Source organism: Proteus terrae subsp. cibarius (assembly GCF_011045835.1).
Taxonomy (GTDB): Bacteria; Pseudomonadota; Gammaproteobacteria; order Enterobacterales; family Enterobacteriaceae; genus Proteus; species Proteus cibarius.
The window spans coordinates 2,651,426-2,673,114 of the sequence record NZ_CP047349.1 but is presented as its reverse complement, the minus strand read 5'-3'; the positions used below and the strand labels follow the sequence as shown (position 1 = coordinate 2,673,114).

At 36.6% G+C, this 21,689-nt stretch carries 21 protein-coding genes; 15 read left to right on the top strand and 6 right to left on the bottom strand.

The features are described from left to right. Positions 1 to 239: 239 nt before the first annotated feature. Together GTH25_RS12510 and GTH25_RS12505 are read left to right on the top strand one after the other, a co-directional pair. Positions 240 to 755: a bactofilin family protein gene (locus GTH25_RS12510; protein ID WP_159363476.1), complete on the top strand. Its 516-nt coding sequence runs from the start codon at positions 240 to 242 to the stop codon at positions 753 to 755. A gap of 81 nt (positions 756 to 836) precedes the next feature. Then, complete coding sequence (locus GTH25_RS12505; RefSeq protein ID WP_075670894.1) at positions 837 to 1,394, top strand: GNAT family N-acetyltransferase; 558 nt, start codon at positions 837 to 839, stop codon at positions 1,392 to 1,394. Here the strand turns inward: GTH25_RS12505 and GTH25_RS12500 are convergent. Next, a complete protein-coding gene (locus GTH25_RS12500; protein WP_075670896.1) occupies positions 1,372 to 1,722 on the bottom strand; it encodes a nitrous oxide-stimulated promoter family protein in 351 nt (116 codons plus the stop codon). The genes GTH25_RS12505 and GTH25_RS12500 overlap by 23 nt on opposite strands. Positions 1,723 to 1,901: 179 nt before the next feature. On the opposite strand from GTH25_RS12500, the gene GTH25_RS12495 reads away from it, so the two are divergent. Beyond that, the gene (locus GTH25_RS12495) at positions 1,902 to 2,147 is read left to right on the top strand and encodes a DinI-like family protein (RefSeq protein WP_036934877.1); all 246 of its coding nucleotides are present in this window, start codon (positions 1,902 to 1,904) and stop codon (positions 2,145 to 2,147) included. A gap of 132 nt (positions 2,148 to 2,279) precedes the next feature. Here GTH25_RS12495 and GTH25_RS12490 read toward each other — a convergent pair whose 3' ends face one another. Both GTH25_RS12490 and GTH25_RS12485 read right to left on the bottom strand, forming a co-directional pair. Further along, positions 2,280 to 2,519, bottom strand: a complete 240-nt coding sequence (locus GTH25_RS12490) for a YecH family metal-binding protein (RefSeq protein WP_023581559.1) — start codon at positions 2,517 to 2,519, stop codon at positions 2,280 to 2,282. Between the two features lie 111 nt (positions 2,520 to 2,630). After that, a complete protein-coding gene (locus tag GTH25_RS12485) occupies positions 2,631 to 2,846 on the bottom strand; it encodes a DUF465 domain-containing protein (protein ID WP_006533649.1) in 216 nt (71 codons plus the stop codon). A 264-nt stretch (positions 2,847 to 3,110) separates the two neighbouring features. Between GTH25_RS12485 and eco the strand changes: the two genes are divergently transcribed. After that, positions 3,111 to 3,590, top strand: coding sequence for a serine protease inhibitor ecotin (gene eco, locus GTH25_RS12480; protein WP_164530607.1), 480 nt, complete (start codon positions 3,111 to 3,113; stop codon positions 3,588 to 3,590). 88 nt (positions 3,591 to 3,678) lie between these two features. On the opposite strand, the gene GTH25_RS12475 is transcribed toward eco, so the two are convergent. Further along, a complete protein-coding gene (locus GTH25_RS12475; protein ID WP_036934874.1) occupies positions 3,679 to 4,116 on the bottom strand; it encodes a universal stress protein in 438 nt (145 codons plus the stop codon). 536 nt (positions 4,117 to 4,652) lie between these two features. Between GTH25_RS12475 and GTH25_RS12470 the strand changes: the two genes are divergently transcribed. Then, positions 4,653 to 5,567 (top strand): cation diffusion facilitator family transporter, encoded by a 915-nt coding sequence (locus GTH25_RS12470; protein WP_075670950.1) that lies wholly within the window; start codon positions 4,653 to 4,655, stop codon positions 5,565 to 5,567. An 82-nt stretch (positions 5,568 to 5,649) separates the two neighbouring features. On the opposite strand, the gene ghrB is transcribed toward GTH25_RS12470, so the two are convergent. Next, the gene (ghrB, locus tag GTH25_RS12465; protein WP_099659338.1) at positions 5,650 to 6,609 is read right to left on the bottom strand and encodes a glyoxylate/hydroxypyruvate reductase GhrB; all 960 of its coding nucleotides are present in this window, start codon (positions 6,607 to 6,609) and stop codon (positions 5,650 to 5,652) included. A 581-nt stretch (positions 6,610 to 7,190) separates the two neighbouring features. On the opposite strand from ghrB, the gene galE reads away from it, so the two are divergent. The 10 genes from galE (at position 7,191) to GTH25_RS12415 (ending at position 20,456) form a co-directional block, all read left to right on the top strand. Further along, positions 7,191 to 8,207 (top strand): UDP-glucose 4-epimerase GalE, encoded by a 1,017-nt coding sequence (galE, locus tag GTH25_RS12460; RefSeq protein ID WP_075670902.1) that lies wholly within the window; start codon positions 7,191 to 7,193, stop codon positions 8,205 to 8,207. A gap of 45 nt (positions 8,208 to 8,252) precedes the next feature. Next, complete coding sequence (locus GTH25_RS12455) at positions 8,253 to 9,308, top strand: UDP-glucose--hexose-1-phosphate uridylyltransferase (protein ID WP_159363473.1); 1,056 nt, start codon at positions 8,253 to 8,255, stop codon at positions 9,306 to 9,308. Between the two features lie 132 nt (positions 9,309 to 9,440). Further along, positions 9,441 to 10,601, top strand: a complete 1,161-nt coding sequence (gene galK / locus GTH25_RS12450) for a galactokinase (protein ID WP_156733787.1) — start codon at positions 9,441 to 9,443, stop codon at positions 10,599 to 10,601. Then, the gene (galM, locus tag GTH25_RS12445; RefSeq protein WP_164530606.1) at positions 10,601 to 11,671 is read left to right on the top strand and encodes a galactose-1-epimerase; all 1,071 of its coding nucleotides are present in this window, start codon (positions 10,601 to 10,603) and stop codon (positions 11,669 to 11,671) included. The genes galK and galM overlap by 1 nt, the downstream gene beginning before the upstream one ends. Positions 11,672 to 11,852: 181 nt before the next feature. Next, a complete protein-coding gene (locus tag GTH25_RS12440) occupies positions 11,853 to 12,863 on the top strand; it encodes a substrate-binding domain-containing protein (protein ID WP_075670910.1) in 1,011 nt (336 codons plus the stop codon). Positions 12,864 to 13,193: 330 nt separating this feature from the next. After that, positions 13,194 to 14,828, top strand: coding sequence for a sodium/sugar symporter (locus tag GTH25_RS12435; RefSeq protein WP_075670912.1), 1,635 nt, complete (start codon positions 13,194 to 13,196; stop codon positions 14,826 to 14,828). Between the two features lie 257 nt (positions 14,829 to 15,085). After that, on the top strand, positions 15,086 to 17,125 hold the full coding sequence (locus GTH25_RS12430) for an IreA family TonB-dependent siderophore receptor (protein WP_075670914.1): 2,040 nt from the start codon (positions 15,086 to 15,088) through the stop codon (positions 17,123 to 17,125). 114 nt (positions 17,126 to 17,239) lie between these two features. Further along, complete coding sequence (locus GTH25_RS12425; protein WP_075670916.1) at positions 17,240 to 18,097, top strand: alpha/beta hydrolase; 858 nt, start codon at positions 17,240 to 17,242, stop codon at positions 18,095 to 18,097. 399 nt (positions 18,098 to 18,496) lie between these two features. Beyond that, positions 18,497 to 19,663, top strand: a complete 1,167-nt coding sequence (locus GTH25_RS12420; protein ID WP_075670918.1) for an MFS transporter — start codon at positions 18,497 to 18,499, stop codon at positions 19,661 to 19,663. A 214-nt stretch (positions 19,664 to 19,877) separates the two neighbouring features. Next, positions 19,878 to 20,456 carry a DUF1287 domain-containing protein gene (locus tag GTH25_RS12415; protein ID WP_075670922.1) on the top strand — a complete coding sequence of 193 codons (579 nt, stop codon included), beginning with the start codon at positions 19,878 to 19,880 and terminating at the stop codon, positions 20,454 to 20,456. A 474-nt stretch (positions 20,457 to 20,930) separates the two neighbouring features. Here the strand turns inward: GTH25_RS12415 and GTH25_RS12410 are convergent, their stop codons facing one another. After that, the gene (locus tag GTH25_RS12410; protein ID WP_099659342.1) at positions 20,931 to 21,314 is read right to left on the bottom strand and encodes a YkgJ family cysteine cluster protein; all 384 of its coding nucleotides are present in this window, start codon (positions 21,312 to 21,314) and stop codon (positions 20,931 to 20,933) included. Between the last annotated feature and the right edge of the window lie 375 nt (positions 21,315 to 21,689).

Below are 21,689 nucleotides of genomic sequence, written 5' to 3'. Positions count from 1 at the left end.
CTATTTATTAGAATGGTGAATGCATAAGTGTATTTATTGTCAGGGAGGTAAGGATATAGCTAATTATGGAGAATAAGCGAACACTGCGAAATATTATATTCAGCGGGATATGGATCATTTGGACTCTTGCCTTAATTGCCTTTTGGCGTTATCAGATGGCAGGCGAGTTTTTGATTATTCTAATCCTAATTTTTAGCATTATTATTTATTCTATGACGTTGAGGTTAAAAAAAGCCGCTATGTTTAGTCGTAAAACTGAAACACCAAAAGCAGCAGAGCCTGTTGCACCAGTAATAACAGAAGAGAAAAAACCGATGCCAGAGCAAAAACTATACACGATTATTGCAAAAGGAACGGTATTCCAAGGCGATATTAATGTTGAAGGCGATATCCAAATTTGGGGTAAAGTAGCCGGCAATATTAATGTCAAAGATGGCGTTATTCGTGTTATGCATGCCGGACAAGTTGAAGGTGAATTAACAGCACCTGATATTATTATTGATGGTTTTGTAAAAGGCATCTGTGCTGCAAATAATTTAGATATCTTAGAACACGGTGAATTACGTGGTACTAGTCGTTGTGGCAGTATGTCTATTAAGCGTGGTGGTATTTTTACTGGCCAATCAGAGCAAGTTGAACATCAAGCCAAATCAGTTGCTCAACAACGTGTTGTTTCAATAAAAGAGAGCTCTAATGCAAATAAAGATAAAGTTGCTACTCCAGTAGAAAACCAACTAAAAGAAAATAAAAAATAAAGTACCATTTTTCTTTTCATTGTTCGTTGCTTATCCTATTTTATCGCTATTGTCTTAATTTTATATAAATAGAGAATAACGATGAATTTAGATACTCCCAGACTACACCTAAGAGAATGGCGTGAGAGTGATAAAGCGCCATTTTTTTCTGAAATCAACTCTTCACCTGAAGTGATGCGCTACTTTCCTTGCACTTTATCTCAACTAGAAAGTGATAATATGGTTGAGACTATCCGCGAAAAATTTATTCAGCAAAATGGATGGGGAATGTGGGCTGTTGAATTAAAAGAAACTCAAGAATTTATTGGTTTTGTGGGGTTAAATATTCCAGCAGCGCCTTTGCCATTTAATCCCTGCGTAGAAATTGGTTGGCGGATTGCGCAAAAATTTTGGCGAAAAGGCTATACCTATGAAGCGGCTTTAGCTGTATTTAAATATGCGTTTGAAACGTTGGGATTAGAAGAGGTTGTTGCTTTTACTGCGGTTTCAAACCTTCCATCTCAAGGTGTAATGCAAAAACTAGGTATGTATCAATCTGATAGTTTTTTTCATCCAGCATTAGATAAAGCACATCCTCTTGCTGAGCATGTTCTATATCGCTTGAAGAAGTCTGATTTTATTTTTCAGTCGAACGAATAGACCGTTTTTTTTCAGGAAGAGGAGGAACGGGTTTTTTATCATCAATAAGATGACGTATTGCTAAAATTGGATGATAAATCAACATTCTTGGACCAGCCCATCGCATGATCTGTTTCATCGTTTCTCGTTTGGCTGGTTGATAGCAATGAATAGGGCATTGTTTACAGGCCGGTTTATCTTCACCATAGCGACATTTATCTAATCGGTTATAGGAATAATTGATTAATTGTTGATAATAATCTGAGTCAGCTTCAGGATGCGAATGAGCATAAAGGTGCACCATTTTTTGAATGGTTTTTTTCTCACGATTTATTCTTTTTCCTGACATATCTTCCTCTCTTAGTAATATGTTGCATTTATTATACATCTTATCATTAAGCCGATAGAGACGCTAAAATATTATTTAATGCGTAATCATAAAAAATTTTGTCAAAAAGACTTTTCTTTTTTCTTAGAATATAATACTGTATTTATATACAGTCTATTTGCCTTTAAATGGTGAAACCAATGCGTGTGGAAATTTTATTTAATAAACAATCTAAGATAACCGACTCATTATTTCCGCTCTTAGAACACGAACTGAGAAAAAAGATCATTCCAGAATATCCAGATATGCAGTTTCGTATTGCCTTTAGTAGCATGAACTCGATTCAAGTCACTGGCATAAAAGATGAAACTAAGCATGAACACATAATGGAACTTATTCAAAGCGTTTGGGAAGATGATGGTTGGTTGCAAACAGACGATGAATAAAGTGCAGTAAAAATTTAGTAAATAAAGTAATTACGATTGTCAGAATGAATTGGCTTTTTACTTGTTTATATAAAAAGCCAATGACATAGAAAAGGAAATCACTGGCAATCGGGCTTTAAAACTGTATATCTATCAATGATGACAAATCTTATTTTCACTCGTTGTAAATCCACCCTCTGCTGGAATAAATTTACCTTTCCTTTCTAAGAAATCAACTAATTCAGTCGCTGTCATATTTTCAGCTGAGCACGTATGAAAACGTGAGTCATTGCCGAATTGTTTATGGATAGCATCAATTAGCGATGTTTTAGTAAATGCAGTCTCTGAAGAAAGGATCATTTGTAAAACTTCATGACCATGTATTGATGACATATTGAGTACCCTAAAAAATAAAAGATATATTAATTATGCATCTTTATGAGAGGGTATCTTTGTTTTTAATCATAAAAAGCGATGACATTATATCATCGCTTAAAAAGAGCCTTATTTTTCACTTCGCTGAAGTATTTTTTGCATTTCATCTTTAAGATGAAGCTTTTCTTTTTTTAGTTTGGCAACTTCATCGTTATAGCCAGCTCCGTTTGGACCTTCTAGTTTAGCAATTTCTTGATCGAGTCGATGATGTTTATCGTAGAGAGCTTCAAAGCGGGGATCACTATTTCTTAATTGAGAAACAAGGGATTGTTGATCTGAGAACATATAACCTCCTATGAAAAGAAATTGGGTCTCTATTTCAGTATAATCATAGATTGGTTATCTGCATGGTAGAGCATCACAAATTTACATTTCATGAAAAAACGTGATTTTTCTTTTTAAAACATTCAGAATTATCCACTCATAGTATTATTTACTAAGATGTTAGCATTCAAACACTAAAAATATTAGTATTCGGATAACGAGTAATAAAAACATCTGAATAATTTTGTTAACGGCGAAGTGTTCGCTGTAAATATGGAGAGAGTGATGAACAAAGTAATATTATCTTTAGTAGCAGCAATGTCTTTATCTGCGTGTGCACAAGCTACTGACAGTTTAGATAAAGTTGCACCTTATCCTAAGGTTCAAGAAAATCAAGTTCGTCATGTTATCGAGTTAGAGAAAAAAGATAATGAAAGCAATTACCAAGTTGAATTAATTATTGGTAAAGAACTGAAAGTAGATTGCAATCATCAGTGGTTTGGTGCGGATTTAGATGAAAAGAATTTAGAAGGTTGGGGTTATAGCTATTATGTTGTTGGCGATTTAAATGGCCCAATGTCAACAATGATGGGATGTGCTGACAATACGAAAAAAGATGCCTTTGTACAGGCAAATATGGGATCAGATGCCTTTATCCGTTATAACAGCAAATTACCTATCGTAGTTTATGCACCTAAAGATGTTGATGTAAAATATCGTATTTGGTCTGCAGCTGAGACGACTCAAGATTCAGTTAAAAAATAATAGATAACCTTATTTAGAATAGGTCATCATTCGCTAAAAAGCCCTTTGTTATTGAGACAAAGGGCTTTGTTGTTATTTTAGTTGGATATTAGCGAATAACTAAAACTGACATTTTGGCATGTCGTACAATTGATGACGCTGTTGAGCCTAATAAATAAGAGGAAACATTAGGTCTATGTGAAGCAATCGCAATTAAATCAGCATCAATGTGACGGGCATATTCTAAAATCTCATCTTTTGCGTTACCAACGCCAACATTACATACAATTTGCTCATCAGGAATTTTTGCATCTTTAATCATTTCTTGTAGCGCAACAAAAGCAAGACGAGTACGTTCTGAAGAATCTTTGAATTTTTCAGGAATCGCAGCAAACTCGATACCAAAGAAAAGTTCAGCATTAGGAATAACGGTGAGGAAGTGGATCTCAGGTTTACCCACCTTTGCTATTTGTTCAATGTGAGCGATTAGTTCCTGAGAAAGTTCATCTTCTAAAATATCAATGGGAACTAGGATTTTCTTATACATTACAAACCTCACTTAGCGTTAGTTTAAAATATTTACCATTATCGCTTAATAGTAAAAAATAGCTGTGATCTGTGTTTTAAATAAGAGTGAGAATGATTATTTACTGCTTTACATTATTAAGCATTAAAAATTAAAAACAGACTGAAATAATATTAACAATATAATGAAAAATAAGTTATATACCTTAACTTGTTGACAGAAAAGCACATTAATAATGTCGCATTAAAAATAAACTTTTATTTTTTTCATTAAAAATAGAAAATGCATAAAAGAATGATTATCAATTATATTATTGTTTTGTATCTATAAGATTTTATTGATAAAAATAAGAGACAGAAAGATTTAAATATGGCATATTAATAGGCAATGGCATCTCAATATGATGTCTGGACAGCAATCTTAGTCCCTAAACTGGATTGTTATTCAGAGTCGTCCTTTATCCTCACCAATGAGTTATGGAACCTGAAATAACCTATGGAACTCTATTTATCTATGGCAATAGAGTAGGCTATTTAAAACCAAATAAGATTATTATTATGACACATAATCACATTGATGATATTGAGTTGGATCGGGCTGATAATAAACAGTCTGAAAAATTTAAGGCAGCTAAAAAAAGCACGTTAGTGAGTGTTTTTGTCAATATCGTTTTATCCATTTGGCAAATTACAGTGGGCTTTTTCTCACACTCTCAAGGTTTAATTGCTGATGGTATTCACTCGCTTTCTGATCTTATTGCTGACTTTGTTGTTTTAATTGCCAATAAAGGTAGTCAGAAACAACCTGATGCGGATCACCCTTATGGGCACTTTCGTTATGAAAATGCGGCATCACTTATTCTTGGGACTATTTTATTAATTGTTGGTGTCGGAATGGTATTTTCTGCCATTCATAAAATTTTAGATCCATCTACTATTCCTGAAGTTCATAGTGTTGCTTTATATGTGGCTTTACTTGCATTAGCGGCTAAAGAAGGATTATTCCGCTATATGCTTGCGGTTGCAAAAAAAGTGGACTCAACTATGTTAGTTGCAAATGCTTGGCATGCGCGTTCTGATGCTGCTTCTTCATTAGTTGTTGCAATTGGTATTATCGGAAGTTTGGCTGGATTTAAATTTTTTGACCCATTAGCAGCATTAATTGTCGGACTATTTGTCGGCCGTATGGGATGGCGTTTTACTTATCAAGCTCTGCAAGATTTAATGGACAGAGGGGCAGATGAAGAAACGCTAGAAGAGATTAAACAGATGCTGGTTTCAACACCGGGCGTGCAAGGCGTTCATGATTTAAAGACTCGTCGTTCAGGTGATTATTTACTTGTAGACGTTCACCTTGAAATCAAAGGTGAACTCACTGTCAGTGAAAGTCATGAGATTGTTGTAAATGCACGTAATAAGGTTTTGCAAAATAAACAGATCCTGAGTGTGATGGCGCACGTTGATCCCGCTTAAACTTATTTGAGTATCTAATAAAAAAGGTAATGATAGATTTTCATTACCTTTTTTTGTATCTCAAAAAGCGCTATTTACCACTTTAGAAATTGACGCAGTTTTCTTTTATATTATTACTCAGTGCCGCAATTAGATTATCTACTGCACATTCAGCCATCGCATAGCGAGTCTCTTTTGTTGCAGAGCCAATATGCGGAACAGCGACGACATTCTTCATTGTTAATAAAGGTGAAGATGAAGATAGAGGCTCTTTTTCAAAAACATCCAGCCCAGCACCAGCGATCTCTTTTTGTTCTAATGCACTGATGAGTGCTAATTCGTCCACCACTGCGCCACGTCCTGCATTAATTAAATAAGCATCAGGTTTCATCATCGAAAATTGTTTTTGACCCATTAAATGATGCGTTTCTGGTGTTAATGGTAACGTGATACAGACGAAATCAGATTGCTGTAATAAGTCTTCTAAAGAACAATGCTTTGCAGAAAATTTATCGTTCACATCTGTATATTCTGTACGTGAGTGATAAAGAATATTCATATTAAAACCAAAATGTGCACGTTGTGCCAAAGCTTTTCCTATTCGGCCCATACCAATAATACCCATGGTTTTATGATGAACATCAGTACCGTACCAATCAGAAGTGATACCTTTAACCCATAAACCTTGTTTAACATTATCAGCAAGTTCAGGAACTCGTCTTGCTACGGCAAGTACTAATCCCATCATGGTATCTGCAACGGTATCTGTTAACACGGTTGGAGTATGCATTAGTTTGATATTACGTTTGGTGAGTGCATTAACATCAACATTATCATAGCCAACAGAAACTGTTGAAACGGCTTTTAAATGAGGGGCTTGGTTAATAAAGTTTTCATCAATATTGCCACCAGCACCGAGTAGACCAGAAGCATTGGCAAGTGCGGAACGAAAATTATCAGATCCTAAAGAGAGCGTTTTAAATTGTTTGATATCAGCAAAATCAGATAGTTTTTTGTACAGTTTTTCAGGAAGATCTTGGTAGAGCAAGACAATCGGCTTCATTATGTTCTCCATTCGATACTCGTCATTCTTCGATACTCGTCATACTTCAAGCCACAGCGTTGTTGGCTACGTTCATTCGCACTAGTCACATACTAATGTATGCTCCTAGCGACTCATTCACTTGCCGCCTAGCTGTGACTTGAATTATTTAGACTATCTATGCAATAAAACACTTATTAAGTTATTCAATAAAACACTTATTAAACTGTAAGCATTTTATTGAGAGTGTTCTTACCCCGCTTAAACATATTAGCAGGGAAGTTAATAAGGTATGATAAAGCGTATTGAATGTCAGTTTTATCATGTAATTAACTAATTGATTGGGCTGTAATCGTTTACTTTAAATGGGTATTATTTTTAGTGATGAAGAGGTGGGATGTATTACGTATTTTATTAACATACTGTAATGTAATTCTAAACTAAGATTTTTATAAAGTTTAAGTGTGTGCGAAAAGCGTGTAAACGTTTACACTAAATGTCGGTTTGATCACGAAATGATTCGATTGATCTTGCTAAACTCTGTGTCAGTGAACAGAAACCGTCTTGCGCTTTTCCGTTGAATTGAATCAAAAGAGGTGAATGTGGAAATATTAGTGACAGGTGGTATGGGATATATCGGTAGTCATACTTGCGTACAAATGATTGAAGCAGGCATGACACCAATTATTTTAGATAACCTTAGCAATGCGAATGAAGAAGTCCTTAACCGTGTTGAAGCCCTAACAGGTAAACGCCCTCTGTTTTATAACGGTGATATTCGTGATGACCAGTTATTGGCATCAATCTTTGCTAAGCATTCTATTCAGTCTGTTATTCATTTTGCGGGATTGAAAGCGGTTGGTGAATCTGTTCAGAAGCCAATTGAATATTATGACAACAATGTTAATGGCACATTGGTGCTAGTGCGTTGTATGCGTGATGCGGGCGTAAAAAGCATTATCTTTAGCTCATCTGCGACAGTTTATGGTGATCCTCAAGTTGTTCCTATTACTGAAGATTCGCCAGTAGGGGGCACAACTAACCCTTATGGCACCAGTAAATATATGGTTGAGCGCATTTTATCTGACTTATTTGTTGCGGATGAAAGTTGGTCTATTAGTTTGCTACGTTACTTTAACCCAGTAGGGGCGCATCCATCAGGTACGATGGGGGAAGATCCTAAAGGTATTCCTAATAATTTAACCCCTTATATTTCTCAAGTGGCAATTGGTCGTCGTGAACAAGTGGCTGTCTTTGGTGATGATTACCCAACAAAAGACGGTACAGGTGTTCGTGATTATATCCATGTTATGGATCTGGCTGATGGTCATATAGCAGCATTAAATGCGTTAGGTAAAAAAGCGGGCTTACATATTTATAATCTGGGAACAGGTAACGGTACTAGTGTGATTGAAATGATTGAAGCATTTCGTAAAGCTAGTGGTAAACCTATCCCTTATCAATTACAAGCTCGTCGTCCTGGCGATATTGCAGAATGTTGGTCAAGCCCTGCAAAAGCAGAGAAAGATTTACACTGGAAAGCTATTCGTTCAATTGATGATATGGCTGCGGATGCTTGGCGTTGGCAGTTACAAAACCCAAATGGTTATCTGAAATAAGATTTTAAGTATTCAGATAATCTTGAATAAATAAGAGAGAAGGTTATGTCAAAACTGATTTTTGATCCTGTTGAACATCCTCATCGTCGTTATAATCCGCTAACTGGCCAGTGGATTTTAGTTTCACCACATAGAGCGAAACGACCTTGGAATGGCAAAGATGAAAAGCCTCAGATTGCGACATTTCCCTCTTATGATCCTCACTGCTATTTGTGTCCGAATAACACCCGAGTCTCTGGTGATAAAAATCCAGATTACACCGGAACGTATGTCTTTAATAATGACCACTCTGCGTTGTTACAAGATGAATATTATGTTGAGCCCTCATCAAATCCTTTATTTCAAACTCAAGCAGTAAGAGGAATTAGTCGAGTCGTCTGTTTCTCTCCTGATCATGGAAAAACTATTCCTGAATTACCCGTCAGTAGTTTACGTAAAATTGTTGATACTTGGGATAACCAAATAGAAGAACTCAGCAAAGAATACCTTTGGGTTCAAGTGTTTGAGAATAAAGGAGAAACGATGGGGTGCTCTCAACCTCATCCTCATGGACAGATTTGGGCGAGTGATTTCTTACCTAATGAATTAGCGCGAAAAGATACGCAATTAAAAGCTTATTTTGAAAAATACGGGCGCAATCTATTAATCGATTATGTTGATGCTGAATGTAAAGATACAAGTCGCACTGTCGTTGAAACAGAGCATTGGCTGGCGATAGTACCTTATTGGGCTTCTTGGCCTTATGAAACGATGTTATTACCTAAAGTACATATTCGTAGAATGAGTGAATTAAATAGTGTTCAGCGAGATGATCTTGCTATTGCCATGAAAAAATTAACAAGTCGTTATGATAATTTATTCCGCTGTTCTTTCCCTTATTCCATGGGATGGCATTTTGCGCCTTCTTTTAAAGATGATAGAAATATCGATCATTGGCAATTACATGCGCTTTATTATCCACCATTATTACGCTCAGCCACTGTACGAAAATTTATGGTGGGATATGAAATGCTGGCGGAATCGCAAAGAGATCTAACGCCAGAACAAGCTGCGAATAATTTACGTCAATTAAGTGACATTCATTATAAAGAGCAACGTTAATGACCTGCGATATAGCAAGGTATTTTAATTAATCTGCTTTTTGCGCACGAAATAAATTAAATCAAACATCTCATTATTTACATAATGTTGTGGTGGGATTTTTATTACTTAATTTTAAGCTAAGGATTTATTATGCAGGCACTTATTAATAATGTGACTCGTTCATTTTCATCTATTTTTGGTTACGCACCTACACATTTTATTCAAGCGCCTGGTAGGGTAAATCTTATTGGTGAGCACACTGATTATAATGATGGGTTTGTTTTACCTTGTGCCATTAATTATCAAATGGTCGTTGCCGCAGCAAAACGAGAAGATAACATTATTCGTGTCATTGCGGTTGATTACCAAAATGAAGTTGATGAATTTAACCTTGATAACAGTATTGAGTTTTTACCTAATAAAATGTGGGCTAACTATGTTCGTGGTGTTATTCATTTTCTACAAAAAGATAACTACTCTTTTCATGGTATGGATATCGCGATATCTGGAAATGTTCCTCAAGGTGCAGGATTAAGTTCTTCTGCTGCGTTAGAAGTTGCCATTGGCCAAACGCTTAAAACACTTTATCAGTTACCTATTAGCCAAAAAGAGATTGCATTAAATGGCCAAAAAGCAGAAAACCAATTTGTTGGTTGTAACTGTGGCATTATGGATCAGCTTATTTCGGCTTGTGGTGAAGAAAATCATGCACTATTAATCGATTGTCGTTCATTAGAAACGTCAGCCGTAACGATGCCTGAAAATATGGTTGTGATGATTATCAATACCAATAAAAAGCGTGGCTTAGTTGATAGTGAGTACAATACCCGTCGCCAACAGTGTGAAGAGGCCGCTCATATTTTAAATGTGACTGCATTAAGAGATGCCTCATTAGAGGATCTAGTAGCTAAAAAAGCATTAATGAGTGATGTGGTTTATCGTCGGGCACGCCATGTTATTACTGAAAACAGCCGTACATTAGACGCCGCAGAAGCCTTACTCCGTGGTGATTTAACCACATTGAGTCAGCTAATGATGCAATCACATCACTCAATGCGTGATGATTTTGAAATCACAGTCAAAGAGGTTGATTCATTGGTTGAAATCGTGAAATCGGTGATTGGTGATCGTGGTGGAGTAAGAATGACGGGTGGTGGATTTGGTGGTTGTGTCGTAGCATTAGTGACACCAGATTTAGTTGATAAAGTCGTTGACTCTGTTAAGGCGCAATACGAAGCTAAAACAGGATTAAAAGAAACTATTTATGTCTGCTCTGCAAGCCAAGGAGCGGGCTATTCGGAGGCAAAATAATGGCGACTAATGAGCTTCGTTTTCTTGAACCTGACCAAATGACAGCACAACCTGCATTAGATGGAAAACCTGCACAAGTCGTGGTGCTTAAAAATCGTTTTGGTATGTCTATTTCTTTAATGGATATTGGTGCAACGTGGTTAACTTGTATTGTACCGGTTAATGGATATCGTCGAGATGTGTTATTAGGCTCTGCGGATATGAATGCCCATAAACAACAAACAGCATATTTAGGCGCAACGGTTGGACGATTTGCTAATCGCATTGCAGGGGCTAAATTTGTAGTAGAAGGTCAAGAATATAAAATTAGTGCGAATGAAGGCCAAAATACCTTACATGGTGGTAAGCAAAACTTTAGCCATCTACGCTGGGGGATCACTGCGCAATCTTCTCAATCTGTTACTTTCTCACTAATTTCTAATGATGGCGATCAAGGTTTTCCCGGTACTGTGAAAGTAAGTGTAACCTATACACTGACAAATAATAATGAAGTATGCATTGATTATCAGGCGATGAGTGATAAAACTACACCATTAAGCTTAACTAACCATGCTTATTTCAATCTTGCGGGCGAACATACTGAGCGCACAGCACTTGAACATGATTTAAGAATTTGTGCGACTCATTATTTGAAAAATGGTGAAGGCAATATTCCTACGGGTGAGTTTGCAAGCGTAATAGGAACAGGGTTTGATTTTCGAAAATTAAAACGTATTGGCCTTGATTTTATGGTAGATGAGTGCCAAAAAGCCGCAAATGGCTATGATCATGCGTTTATTTTAGATAAAAAAGTGATTGAAGATAAAACCCCTGTTGCAACCGTTATTGCACCTGAGGGTGAGCTCAAAATGGATGTCTTTACAACCATGCCTTCTGTCCAATTCTATACGGGCAACTTTTTGGTAGGAACAAAAGGAAAGAGTCGCCATTACGGCAATTACTCAGGATTGGCATTAGAAACACAATATTTCCCAGATGGCCCTAATCATCCAGAATGGCATGAAAACCAAGGTGTTTTGCCTGCAAATACAGCGTGGAATAGCCAAACAATCTATAAGTTTTACTCGTAACAATAAAAGGAAAGTGTAAACGCTTTCCTTTTCACTATTTATTTGATCTTTTTACTTTTTAAATTTCACTTCTTCGCTGATAATCAGGCCACTTAAATTCTATTACTCCCTTTTTCTTTGTTTGTAGATTAACGGCTCGTTATTTATTGACTATGAATAAGGTGATCCATAAGGAGTGGATATGGCGACTATCAAAGATGTAGCAAAGGAAGCCGGTGTTTCTGTTGCGACTGTGTCTAGAGTCATTAATAACTCGCCGAAAGCAAGCCAAGCATCTATAGAAACCGTTAATGCAGCGATGCAAAAATTAGGCTATCGACCTAATGCGGCTGCAAGGGCTTTGGTTAGTCAGAGTACGCAAACATTGGGTGTTTTAGTGCATGATGTTTCCGATCCCTTTTTTGGCACACTAGTGAAAGCGGTTGATAATGTTGCAAGACAATCAGGAAAACACATCTTGGTCTGTAATGGTTATCATGATGCTCAAGATGAACGCCAATCTATCGAGTTGTTGATTAATAGTCGTTGTGATGGTCTGGTGATCCACTCAAAAGCACTCTCTGATGAAGAATTGTTAGCTTATGCTAATGAAGTTAAAAGCATGGTGTTGATTAACCGCTTTATTCCTGAAATTGCTGAGCGTTGTGTCGCTTTAGATAATTATAAAGGGGCATGGATGGCAACAGAGCATCTGATCCGTCAAGGTCATACCAAAATTGCTTATATTTCATCAACTCATCATATTGAAGATACAACTCAGCGTCTTGCAGGTTATAAAGCTGCATTAGAAGCCAATAACATCAAGTTACCTGAAAGTTATATTGAGTATGGTGAGCCGGAAGGTGAAGGGGGCGAAAAGGCAATGATGCATCTGCTAACCAAATCAATCGATTTTACGGCTGTAGTGACTTACAACGATTTTATGGCTGCAGGGGCTTTATCTGTTCTTGATGAAAATGAAATCCCTGTCCCTGAAAAAATTTCCGTTATTGGCTTTGATGACGTATTAATTGCACGCTATATCCACCCTCGTTTAACCACAGTGCGTTATCCTGTACAAATGATGGCGGAACAAGCTGCAACACTGGCTATCAGGCTTTCTAAAGGTGAAATGCTCGAACAAAAACAACGTATTTTTTCACCAACATTAGTTCAACGTAATTCTGTTTTTAATCTTAGCCACCTCTCTTAATCTTAATTACCTCATTTATTATTCAATCAAGTCGATCCTCTTAATAGGCCCTATAAAATTAAGAGGTTATTTTTACTTGATTTGTGTAATCGTTATCACTTTTTGGTTTTTTTAATAATTATTTAGATATCTGAAATTTATTAAATAAAGTTACCATCGTATTTTAGGCGTAAACTTGGCTTTACTCGTCATGGTAATCGTTTGTTTTCCTACTTTATGATCCATTTACGTAACATAAGCGATAAAATTGTGAACAGAGTAACGGAAAAAGATTGTGAAAACGTTTACATTAAAATCCTATTCTCTCTATGGGTCTGAAAGGAAAATATTATGCATACAGAAGGTGTTGGGTTAAGCACAATAGACTATGCAATTTTTGCCCTCTATGTCGTGATTATTATTAGTCTAGGATTATGGGTTTCTCGTTCCAAGGATGGTGAGAAAAAAGGAACAAAGGATTATTTTCTTGCAGGTAAAACCCTTCCTTGGTGGGCAATTGGTTCTTCGCTTATTGCAGCTAATATTTCAGCAGAACAATTCATTGGTATGTCTGGTTCTGGTTTCTCCATTGGTCTTGCTATCGCATCTTATGAATGGATGGCAGCACTGACATTAATTATTGTTGCAAAATACTTTTTACCAGTTTTTATCGAAAAAGGTATTTATACCATTCCTGAATTTGTTGAGAATCGTTTTAAAAGTCGTAACTTAAAAACCATTCTTGCGGTGTTTTGGTTAGCGTTATTTATCTTTGTTAACTTAACATCGGTACTTTATTTAGGTTCATTGGCATTAGAAACCATCCTTGGTGTACCAATGATGTATGCCATTATTGGTTTAGCATTATTTGCAGTTATCTATTCACTTTATGGCGGACTCTCTGCTGTTGCGTGGACAGACGTGGTGCAAGTGTTCTTCCTTATCCTTGGTGGCCTATTTACCACAGTATTAGCCGTCAGCTATATCGGCGGAGATGGTGGGATCATGGAAGGTTTGAGCAAAATGACACAAGCCGCGCCAGATCACTTTAAAATGATCTTAGAGAAAGATAACCCGCAATTTATGAACTTACCGGGTATCGCGGTGCTGATTGGTGGTTTATGGGTTGCTAATCTTTATTATTGGGGCTTTAACCAATACATTATCCAACGTGCTTTAGCCGCTAAATCTATCAATGAAGCACAAAAAGGGCTCGTGTTTGCAGCGTTTTTAAAACTGATTGTGCCTGTTCTGGTCGTTGTGCCTGGTATTGCTGCATTTGTTATTACCACTAACCCTGAATTAATGGCGGGGTTAGGGACAATGGCACAAGAGCATATCCCAACGTTATCACAAGCAGATAAAGCCTATCCTTGGTTAACTCAGTTCTTGCCAGTAGGTGCAAAAGGTGTTGTTTTTGCTGCACTTGCCGCTGCAATAGTTTCATCTTTGGCATCTATGCTTAACTCTATCGCGACTATTTTCACGATGGATATCTATAAAGAATATATTGGACCAAAAGCTTCTGAAACACGGTTAGTGAATGTGGGTCGTATTAGTGCAGTAGTTGCTTTAATTATTGCTTGCTTTATTGCGCCATTATTGGGTGGTATCGATCAGGCATTCCAATATATTCAGGAATATACAGGTTTAGTAAGCCCAGGAATTTTAGCGGTATTCCTCCTAGGTTTATTCTGGAAAAAAACGAATGCAAAAGGTGCAATTATTGGTGTGGTCTTATCTATACCGTTCGCATTGTTCCTAAAATTAATGCCATTGGGTATGCCATTCCTTGATCAAATGATGTACACCTTTATGTTTACAACAGTCGTAATTGCATTAGTTAGTTTAACTTCAACGAAAACAGATGATAGTGAAGGCGCTATTGCATTAACTGATAAAACGTTTAAAACACAGAGCGGTTTTAACATCGCTTCCTATGCCATTATGATCATCTTGTGTGTGCTTTACGCGGTATTCTGGTAATAACAAGATTGTGATTGGTTAATTTTCTAAATCTAAAAATACTCTACACAACGATAAAAAGCAGATGGTTATACCATCTGCTTTTTTTGTGTTCGAGATTTGCTATTTCTGTACTTAATCTGAATAGCGTCAATTTTCATTGATGCAGATTAAAAAAAAACATCAAATACGAAAAGAAAAGCATTCTCATGATTATTTGATTAAGATAATATTAATCATTCTCATTACTATAACTGTTATTGATTCAGGGAACTGCTATGAACTTTAAAATGGGTGTTTTAACAGCCTGTATTTTATCTGCCTCTTACCCGCTGTATGCACAAGAAAACAAAGAAGAAAAACTTGTTGTATCAGCATCAGGGTTTGCTCAACAAATTACAGATGCACCAGCAAGTATCACCGTGATCAGCAAAGAACAACTCGCAAAGAAACCCGTTCATGATTTAGCGGATGCAGTAAAAGGTGTTGAAGGTGTTAGCATTAATGGTAATGCCAATAAACAAGAAATCACGATGCGTGGTTTACCAGGCGAGTACACACTTATTCTTGTTGATGGCCGTCGTCAAAATAGCCGTGAGTCACGTCCGAACGGGAGTGGCGGTTATGAGGGCGGTTTTATTCCACCAGCAGATGCGATTGAACGTATAGAAGTTATTCGTGGACCAATGTCGTCTCTGTATGGTTCAGATGCAATGGGTGGTGTTATCAATATCATCACGAAACCAGTAACAAAAGAGTGGCATGGCTCTGTTGCACTTGGCGGTACACTGCAACACAACCGTGATGCAGGTGACTCTATTAATGGTGATTTTTATCTTTCAGGGCCGTTAATTGAAGATAAATTAGGCTTACAGCTTTACGGCAGTAGCTACTTACGTGCAGAAGATAAAATCACTTATGGTCAAGGCCGTAATGACAATAAAAATATTACGGCGAAATTGGCATTCACCCCGACGGATAATCAGACCATTTTATTAGAAGCGGGTCGCAATACGTTACAGCGTACAACGACACCGGGTAAATCCATGAGCGAGTTTACCAATCGTGGTGGGCGTCTTGATAAAAATAAAATGCTGGAAACTAATAACGATCGTAATCATTGGGCATTAACTTATAAAAATCAATTTGATATTCTGCATTCTGAATTAAGTGTCTACCAAGAACAGACTAAGCGTATTCAAAAAACAGAAGCGGTTGATAAGGAAACTGGGAATAGCTATAAATATTACGAAGCACGTCGCCCTGAAATTACCAATACTGTTTTTGATGCAAAATTTACTGCTTTTTTACCTTCAAATGTGATGACCTTTGGGGGGCAATATCAATATTCACGTTTAAAAGATGAATCTTCTCTTGGTGGAAAAGAAGTTAAGCAATCTACTATTACTGCAGATCAAAAAGCGCTATTCCTTGAAGATGAATATAGCGTAACAGACAACCTCGCGTTAACTGGCGGTGTGCGTCTTGATGATCACGAATATTACGGTAATCACTGGAGCCCAAGAGCCTATGCCGTTTATCATTTAACGGATGAATTCACGTTAAAAGGTGGTGTGGCGAAAGCTTTTAAAGCACCAAGTTTGCGTGAAATCAGCCCTGAATATGGCACTTCAACAGAAAAAGGTCGTGCGATTATGTATGGTAATCGTGATTTAAAACCTGAAACTTCTGTTAGCCAAGAAATTGGTATTGGTTATGATAATGGGGATGGTGTTACTGCAAGTGTGACTTTCTTTAATACCAATTTTAAAAATAAGTTAACGAACTACGATACTGGTGAAATAGATCCTATTACAGGTTTAAAACTGTACCAACACGATAATGTGGGTAAAGCAAATATTAAAGGGATTGAAACGGCGGTTGGTTTCCCAATTACGGAAAGCTGGCATGTTAATGCTAACTACACTTATATTGATTCAGAACGTAAAAGTGATGATGAAAAGTTAGCTTCTGGTGAGTCATTAAAAGGCTACCCGCTTGATATGACCCCAAAGCACAGCGCCAATGCGCGTGTGGATTGGCAGTTTGATGAAGCAACCAGTTTTTATGCCAATACCGCTTATACGGGCAAGCAAATTTGGGCTGCACAACGTAACGGTTACACTGGTGCACGTTATCGTAGTGGTTACACAACCTTTGATTTAGGAATGACCTACAACTTTAATAAAAATACTATGTTTAACTTTGCGGTATTAAATATTACAGATGAAACAGGCCCTGCTGTAAATGATAAAGGTGGTAACTGGGTTGTCGATGAAGGCCGTCGTTATTGGGCGAATATTAAATATAGCTTCTAATCGAGCCTAAATTAACATAAACCCCGTATTAAATATGGGGTTTATTTTTTTATGCCTCTCTATTATTTTCATCTAATGATTCATTTTTTAAATTACCGACAGAGTATCTGATTTATGCGAATACTAATGTTATGTGGAATGATTATGTTATCTGCGGTTGCTCAGGCTAGGCCTAACCAAGAAGTTCCTGAAATTGAGTCTCAGGCTCACTCTTATTATCAAATTACAAATAAAGAAGTGGCATATGAAGGAAAACAATATCGCCTCTTTCTTGCTATCCCTAAAAATACGACTAAAACAGCGTTAATTTATAGTGTCGATGGAAATGCGCAGTTTCCGTTGATGATAAACGAAGCCATAAAGCAGAAAAATAAACCACTGCCTGCTATTATCAGTGTGGGATATGTGGGCGATAAAGCTTACTTTATTACAGAGAGAACGCATGATTATACACCAAGTGTAAAAGGTGAAGCATTTAGCCGAGGCGGAAACGCAGAGAATTTTTATCAATTTTTCTTAACGCAAGTAAGGCCTTATGCGTTAGAGGAACTCGCCAAAGAACAAGTCTCTATTACTCAGCAATCTCTGTTTGGTCACTCTTTTGGTGGTGTATTTACCCTCTATGTTTTATTCAATCATCCTGAAACATTTCAACGTTATATCGCAGCAAGCCCGTCATTATGGTGGGGAAAAGGCGAATGGGTGAAAAAAGTGCAATGGCAGGCTATTCCTAATGATATTTCTATTACAATAACCTTGGGTGAAAAAGAAGAAAGCCCAGATTTAAGTCGATTAAGTGAAGAACAACAAAAAAATTATCAAGAGCGTAGTAGTTGGTTAACACAACGTCAGTTATGCCAATATCTATCAGACGCGGGAAAACAGTGTGAGTTTTATCTGTTTGAGGGGAAAGGGCATGGGGGTTCAATTCCTGATGCGATTAATATTGCTTTAGAAAAAAGCATAGAATAAACAAAAACATCCCTTTATTTTTAGCTATCCTATCGAGTAATGATAGGATAGTAATGAATATTTATTATTGTAGTTTTTATTTAATACGTATTTATTCGTAATTTTCTTAATAAAAAATACTTATCTTTTAATAAAAATAAATATCAGATTAGAGCTATTTCTTTTTGGTAGAAAAAGACGATAATCATGATTGATATAAATAAAATTGTTTTCTGACATTAGATTTTATAATTTTATTTATCATCATTTAAGCGCTATATTCGCGTCTCCTGAATTTAGGGACGCCATCCACTGTTTTCACCTTTGTTTCTTTTATCTTTCCTAGATAAAAGAACAGCCTCTATCAGGCATCGAGAAAACAGCGCATCATCAACCGTTTTGATTGTGGAGACGAGGGTAGTGAAACAGAACACTACTTTGGTACGCAAAGGCGACAGTACATTAGTACCTGTGGCTGGGTTAACGGTATTTGCTATCGCGTCAGGCTATTTAATGAGTTTAATTCCACTGTCTATGAGCAGTTTTGGAATGGACACACTTTATGCCAGTTGGTTAGCAAGTATTTATTTTATTGGATTATTAATAGGTTCAGTCATGATAGAACCTATTATTGCAAGAATAGGGCATCGTCTTTCTTTTGTTGCATTTTTATTATTGCTGGCAGTGACTGTCGGTGTATTGCCTTTAATGCCTTATTTATCAGCATGGATGGTTTTCCGTTTTATTGGTGGTATGGCGGTTGCAGGTATATTTGTTGTTGTCGAATCATGGCTATTAATTGGCGATAATCCTAAAGAGCGAGCTAAACGCTTAGGTTTTTATATGACCTCGCTTTATGGGGGCACAACATTAGGGCAATTGGCGATTGGTGCAATTGGTACACAGGGCGCTATCCCATTTATGGCGATATTAGTTTTGCTATTAATCGCCGTATTACCACCTTTGTTTTTTAAACAAGGGCAACCACAAGGGCATGATCATAAAAGTTTGTCACTTAAGCAGATGAGCCGATTAAATAAAGCAGCTTTAGTAGGCTGTATGGTGTCTGGCGTTGTGATGGGCAGTATTTATGGCATGATGCCATTGGCTTTAAATCAAGGGCAATTTACAACAGACCAAATAGGTGTGTTGATGGCGGCGATTATTTTAGGCGGCATGGTGGTTCAGCCTATTATTAGCAAATTGTCTGTGATGATAAGCAAAACACTGTTATTAGCGATGATGTGTTTAGTGGGTGTGTTTGCTATGGGACTGACATATCTTTCTAGCGATTATATGGTGCTTATTATTGCACTGGCGCTATTAGGAATGTCTTCTTTTGCTCTTTATCCTATCGCTATTACATTAGCGTGTGATCATGTGAATGCTAGCTATATTGTCGCTATTACACAAGTAATGCTATTAAGTTATAGCATTGGTTCTGCAATCGGGCCTTTAGGGGCGGGTATGTTTATGGCGCAAGCCAATAACGGCATTATGAATTTCTTCTTTGTAGTGTTATTAGTGACGGCAATTTACATGCTCTTTGCAAGTTTACGTCGTAAAAGTCATATTGTGTTGAACTAAACCGTTTTTCTTACTTGTTCTCTTTCTTACTTTCTTTCTCTTATTTATCAGCCGAGCTTACCGTAAAGGTGGCTCGGTTTTTTATATCTACTCTAAAAAGAATTAAGACTTCCCTTATATTTTTATACTGTGTTTTATCAGTATAAACAGATAATGTCATTTCTTTCGTAAATAATGGATTTAACTTTTTCATGGAGAATACTCAGTGAATATAATGAAAATTAGCATTTTACTCTTACTCACTATGCCTTTTTCAAGTGCCCAAGCGATAACCTCAGAACAAAATAAAAAGCTGGTGGAGTACGCTGCTGATTTACCAAGAGCCGTATTTTACGACTCTGATTATCGTAAAATAGATTACCCAATGGGAGATGTACCAGCCTATAAAGGGGTATGTAGTGATGTGATCATTCGTAGCTATCGTGGCATTGATATCGATTTACAAAAATTATTGCATGAAGATATTAAAGCAAATTTTTCAGCTTACCCAAGTAAACGAATGTGGGGGTTAAATAAACCTGATACGAATATAGATCACCGTAGAGTTCCTAATTTAGAAGTCTTTTTCACACGAAAAGGAAAAGTAAAACCGATTACAAAAAATGCAGAAGATTATGTACCAGGCGATATTGTAAGCTGGCGTTTAGATAATGGACGGCCTCATATTGGGATTGTAGTAAATAAGAAAAGCGGGGATAACCAACGCTATCTAGTTATGCATAATATCGGGTTTGGTCAAGTTGCTGAAGACGTTTTATTTTCATGGAAAATAACGGGTCATTTTACCTACTAAATAGGTGAAAAAGAAAAATTGAAGCGTTCAGTCTTTTGTGGAAAATAAAATAGAAGTAATAGCAGTAAAATAAATCTGAATTTAAATAATAAGTAAAATAATGCCCATACCGATTTTATCTAAGTATGGGCATTATTTCTGGGGGAGAATATTTTCATCAGAAATATTCATAATTATTCCTCTAAGCCACCGAGTAACATACTAACGACAGCAGTAGAACAGATAAAAGAAAGGAAAAGGATAAAAAAAGAGCTACCGATCATAATGCCCTCCAAATTTATTGCTATTTTTAAATAAAAAACCTCACTAAACAAATGTTATTAACACATTACCTTATATACTAGGTCATTTAAAAATAAAGTCAAACTAACGTATTATTTAATAATGATTTTTTGTTTTTAAATTTTATTTTTATAAAAATAAATGTATTGGATGGTATTAAATGATCAGGAGGGGCTTAACCCCTCTGATGTCTTACGCGGTGTGAGGCAAGATGGTGTGAGTTAATGGAGGCAAACCATAAGCCGCTCTTGCACGATCACAAGCTTCATTAGGAATGCCATTTACCCAAGATTGTTGAAACTCACGGCAAGGAGAAGGGCGTTGTTCGTAGATAGAACAGCTTACACACTCTCCAACTTCACCAATCAGTTTTTCACAACGCGGTTTTTTAGAGTTGGTTCCTTTCATGCAAGAGAGAAAAGGCGTTAACGGTTCTGTTAATTCATCAGGAACCACCCCTCCACCACTTACCATTTCTGCCCAATAGAACGAAACTCTAAAATAGGCGCAACAAGCACCACAATGCATACAGGGATTATCCTGCATATAAATAAAATCGTTAGAATGTTTGCTCATACCAGATACCATTTTATCTGACGTTAAAGGGATAAAACGCACGTTTTAAGGGTGCGGTAGCTTAAGAGAAGCAAAAAAAAAGACAGAGAAACGATGCTTCTCTTAGAGCAATCATTATGCGCCGAATGAAAAATATTTTTCAAGAGAAATATTTCTGTATATAGAATATATTTATTACAAAACAGACTATTATTTTGGAAAATCTATCTAGGTAGACTATATGACTTAATGGTAAGCGATGGTGCTATTTAGTCCTCTGTAAAAACCACAGTATAAATAGTATTAAAAATAATCATGATATCAGGTTTTAGATAAAGAAAAGCCTTATCAATTTTGATAAGGCGATAATAAAAGAAGCATAAAGAAACGTTGAAA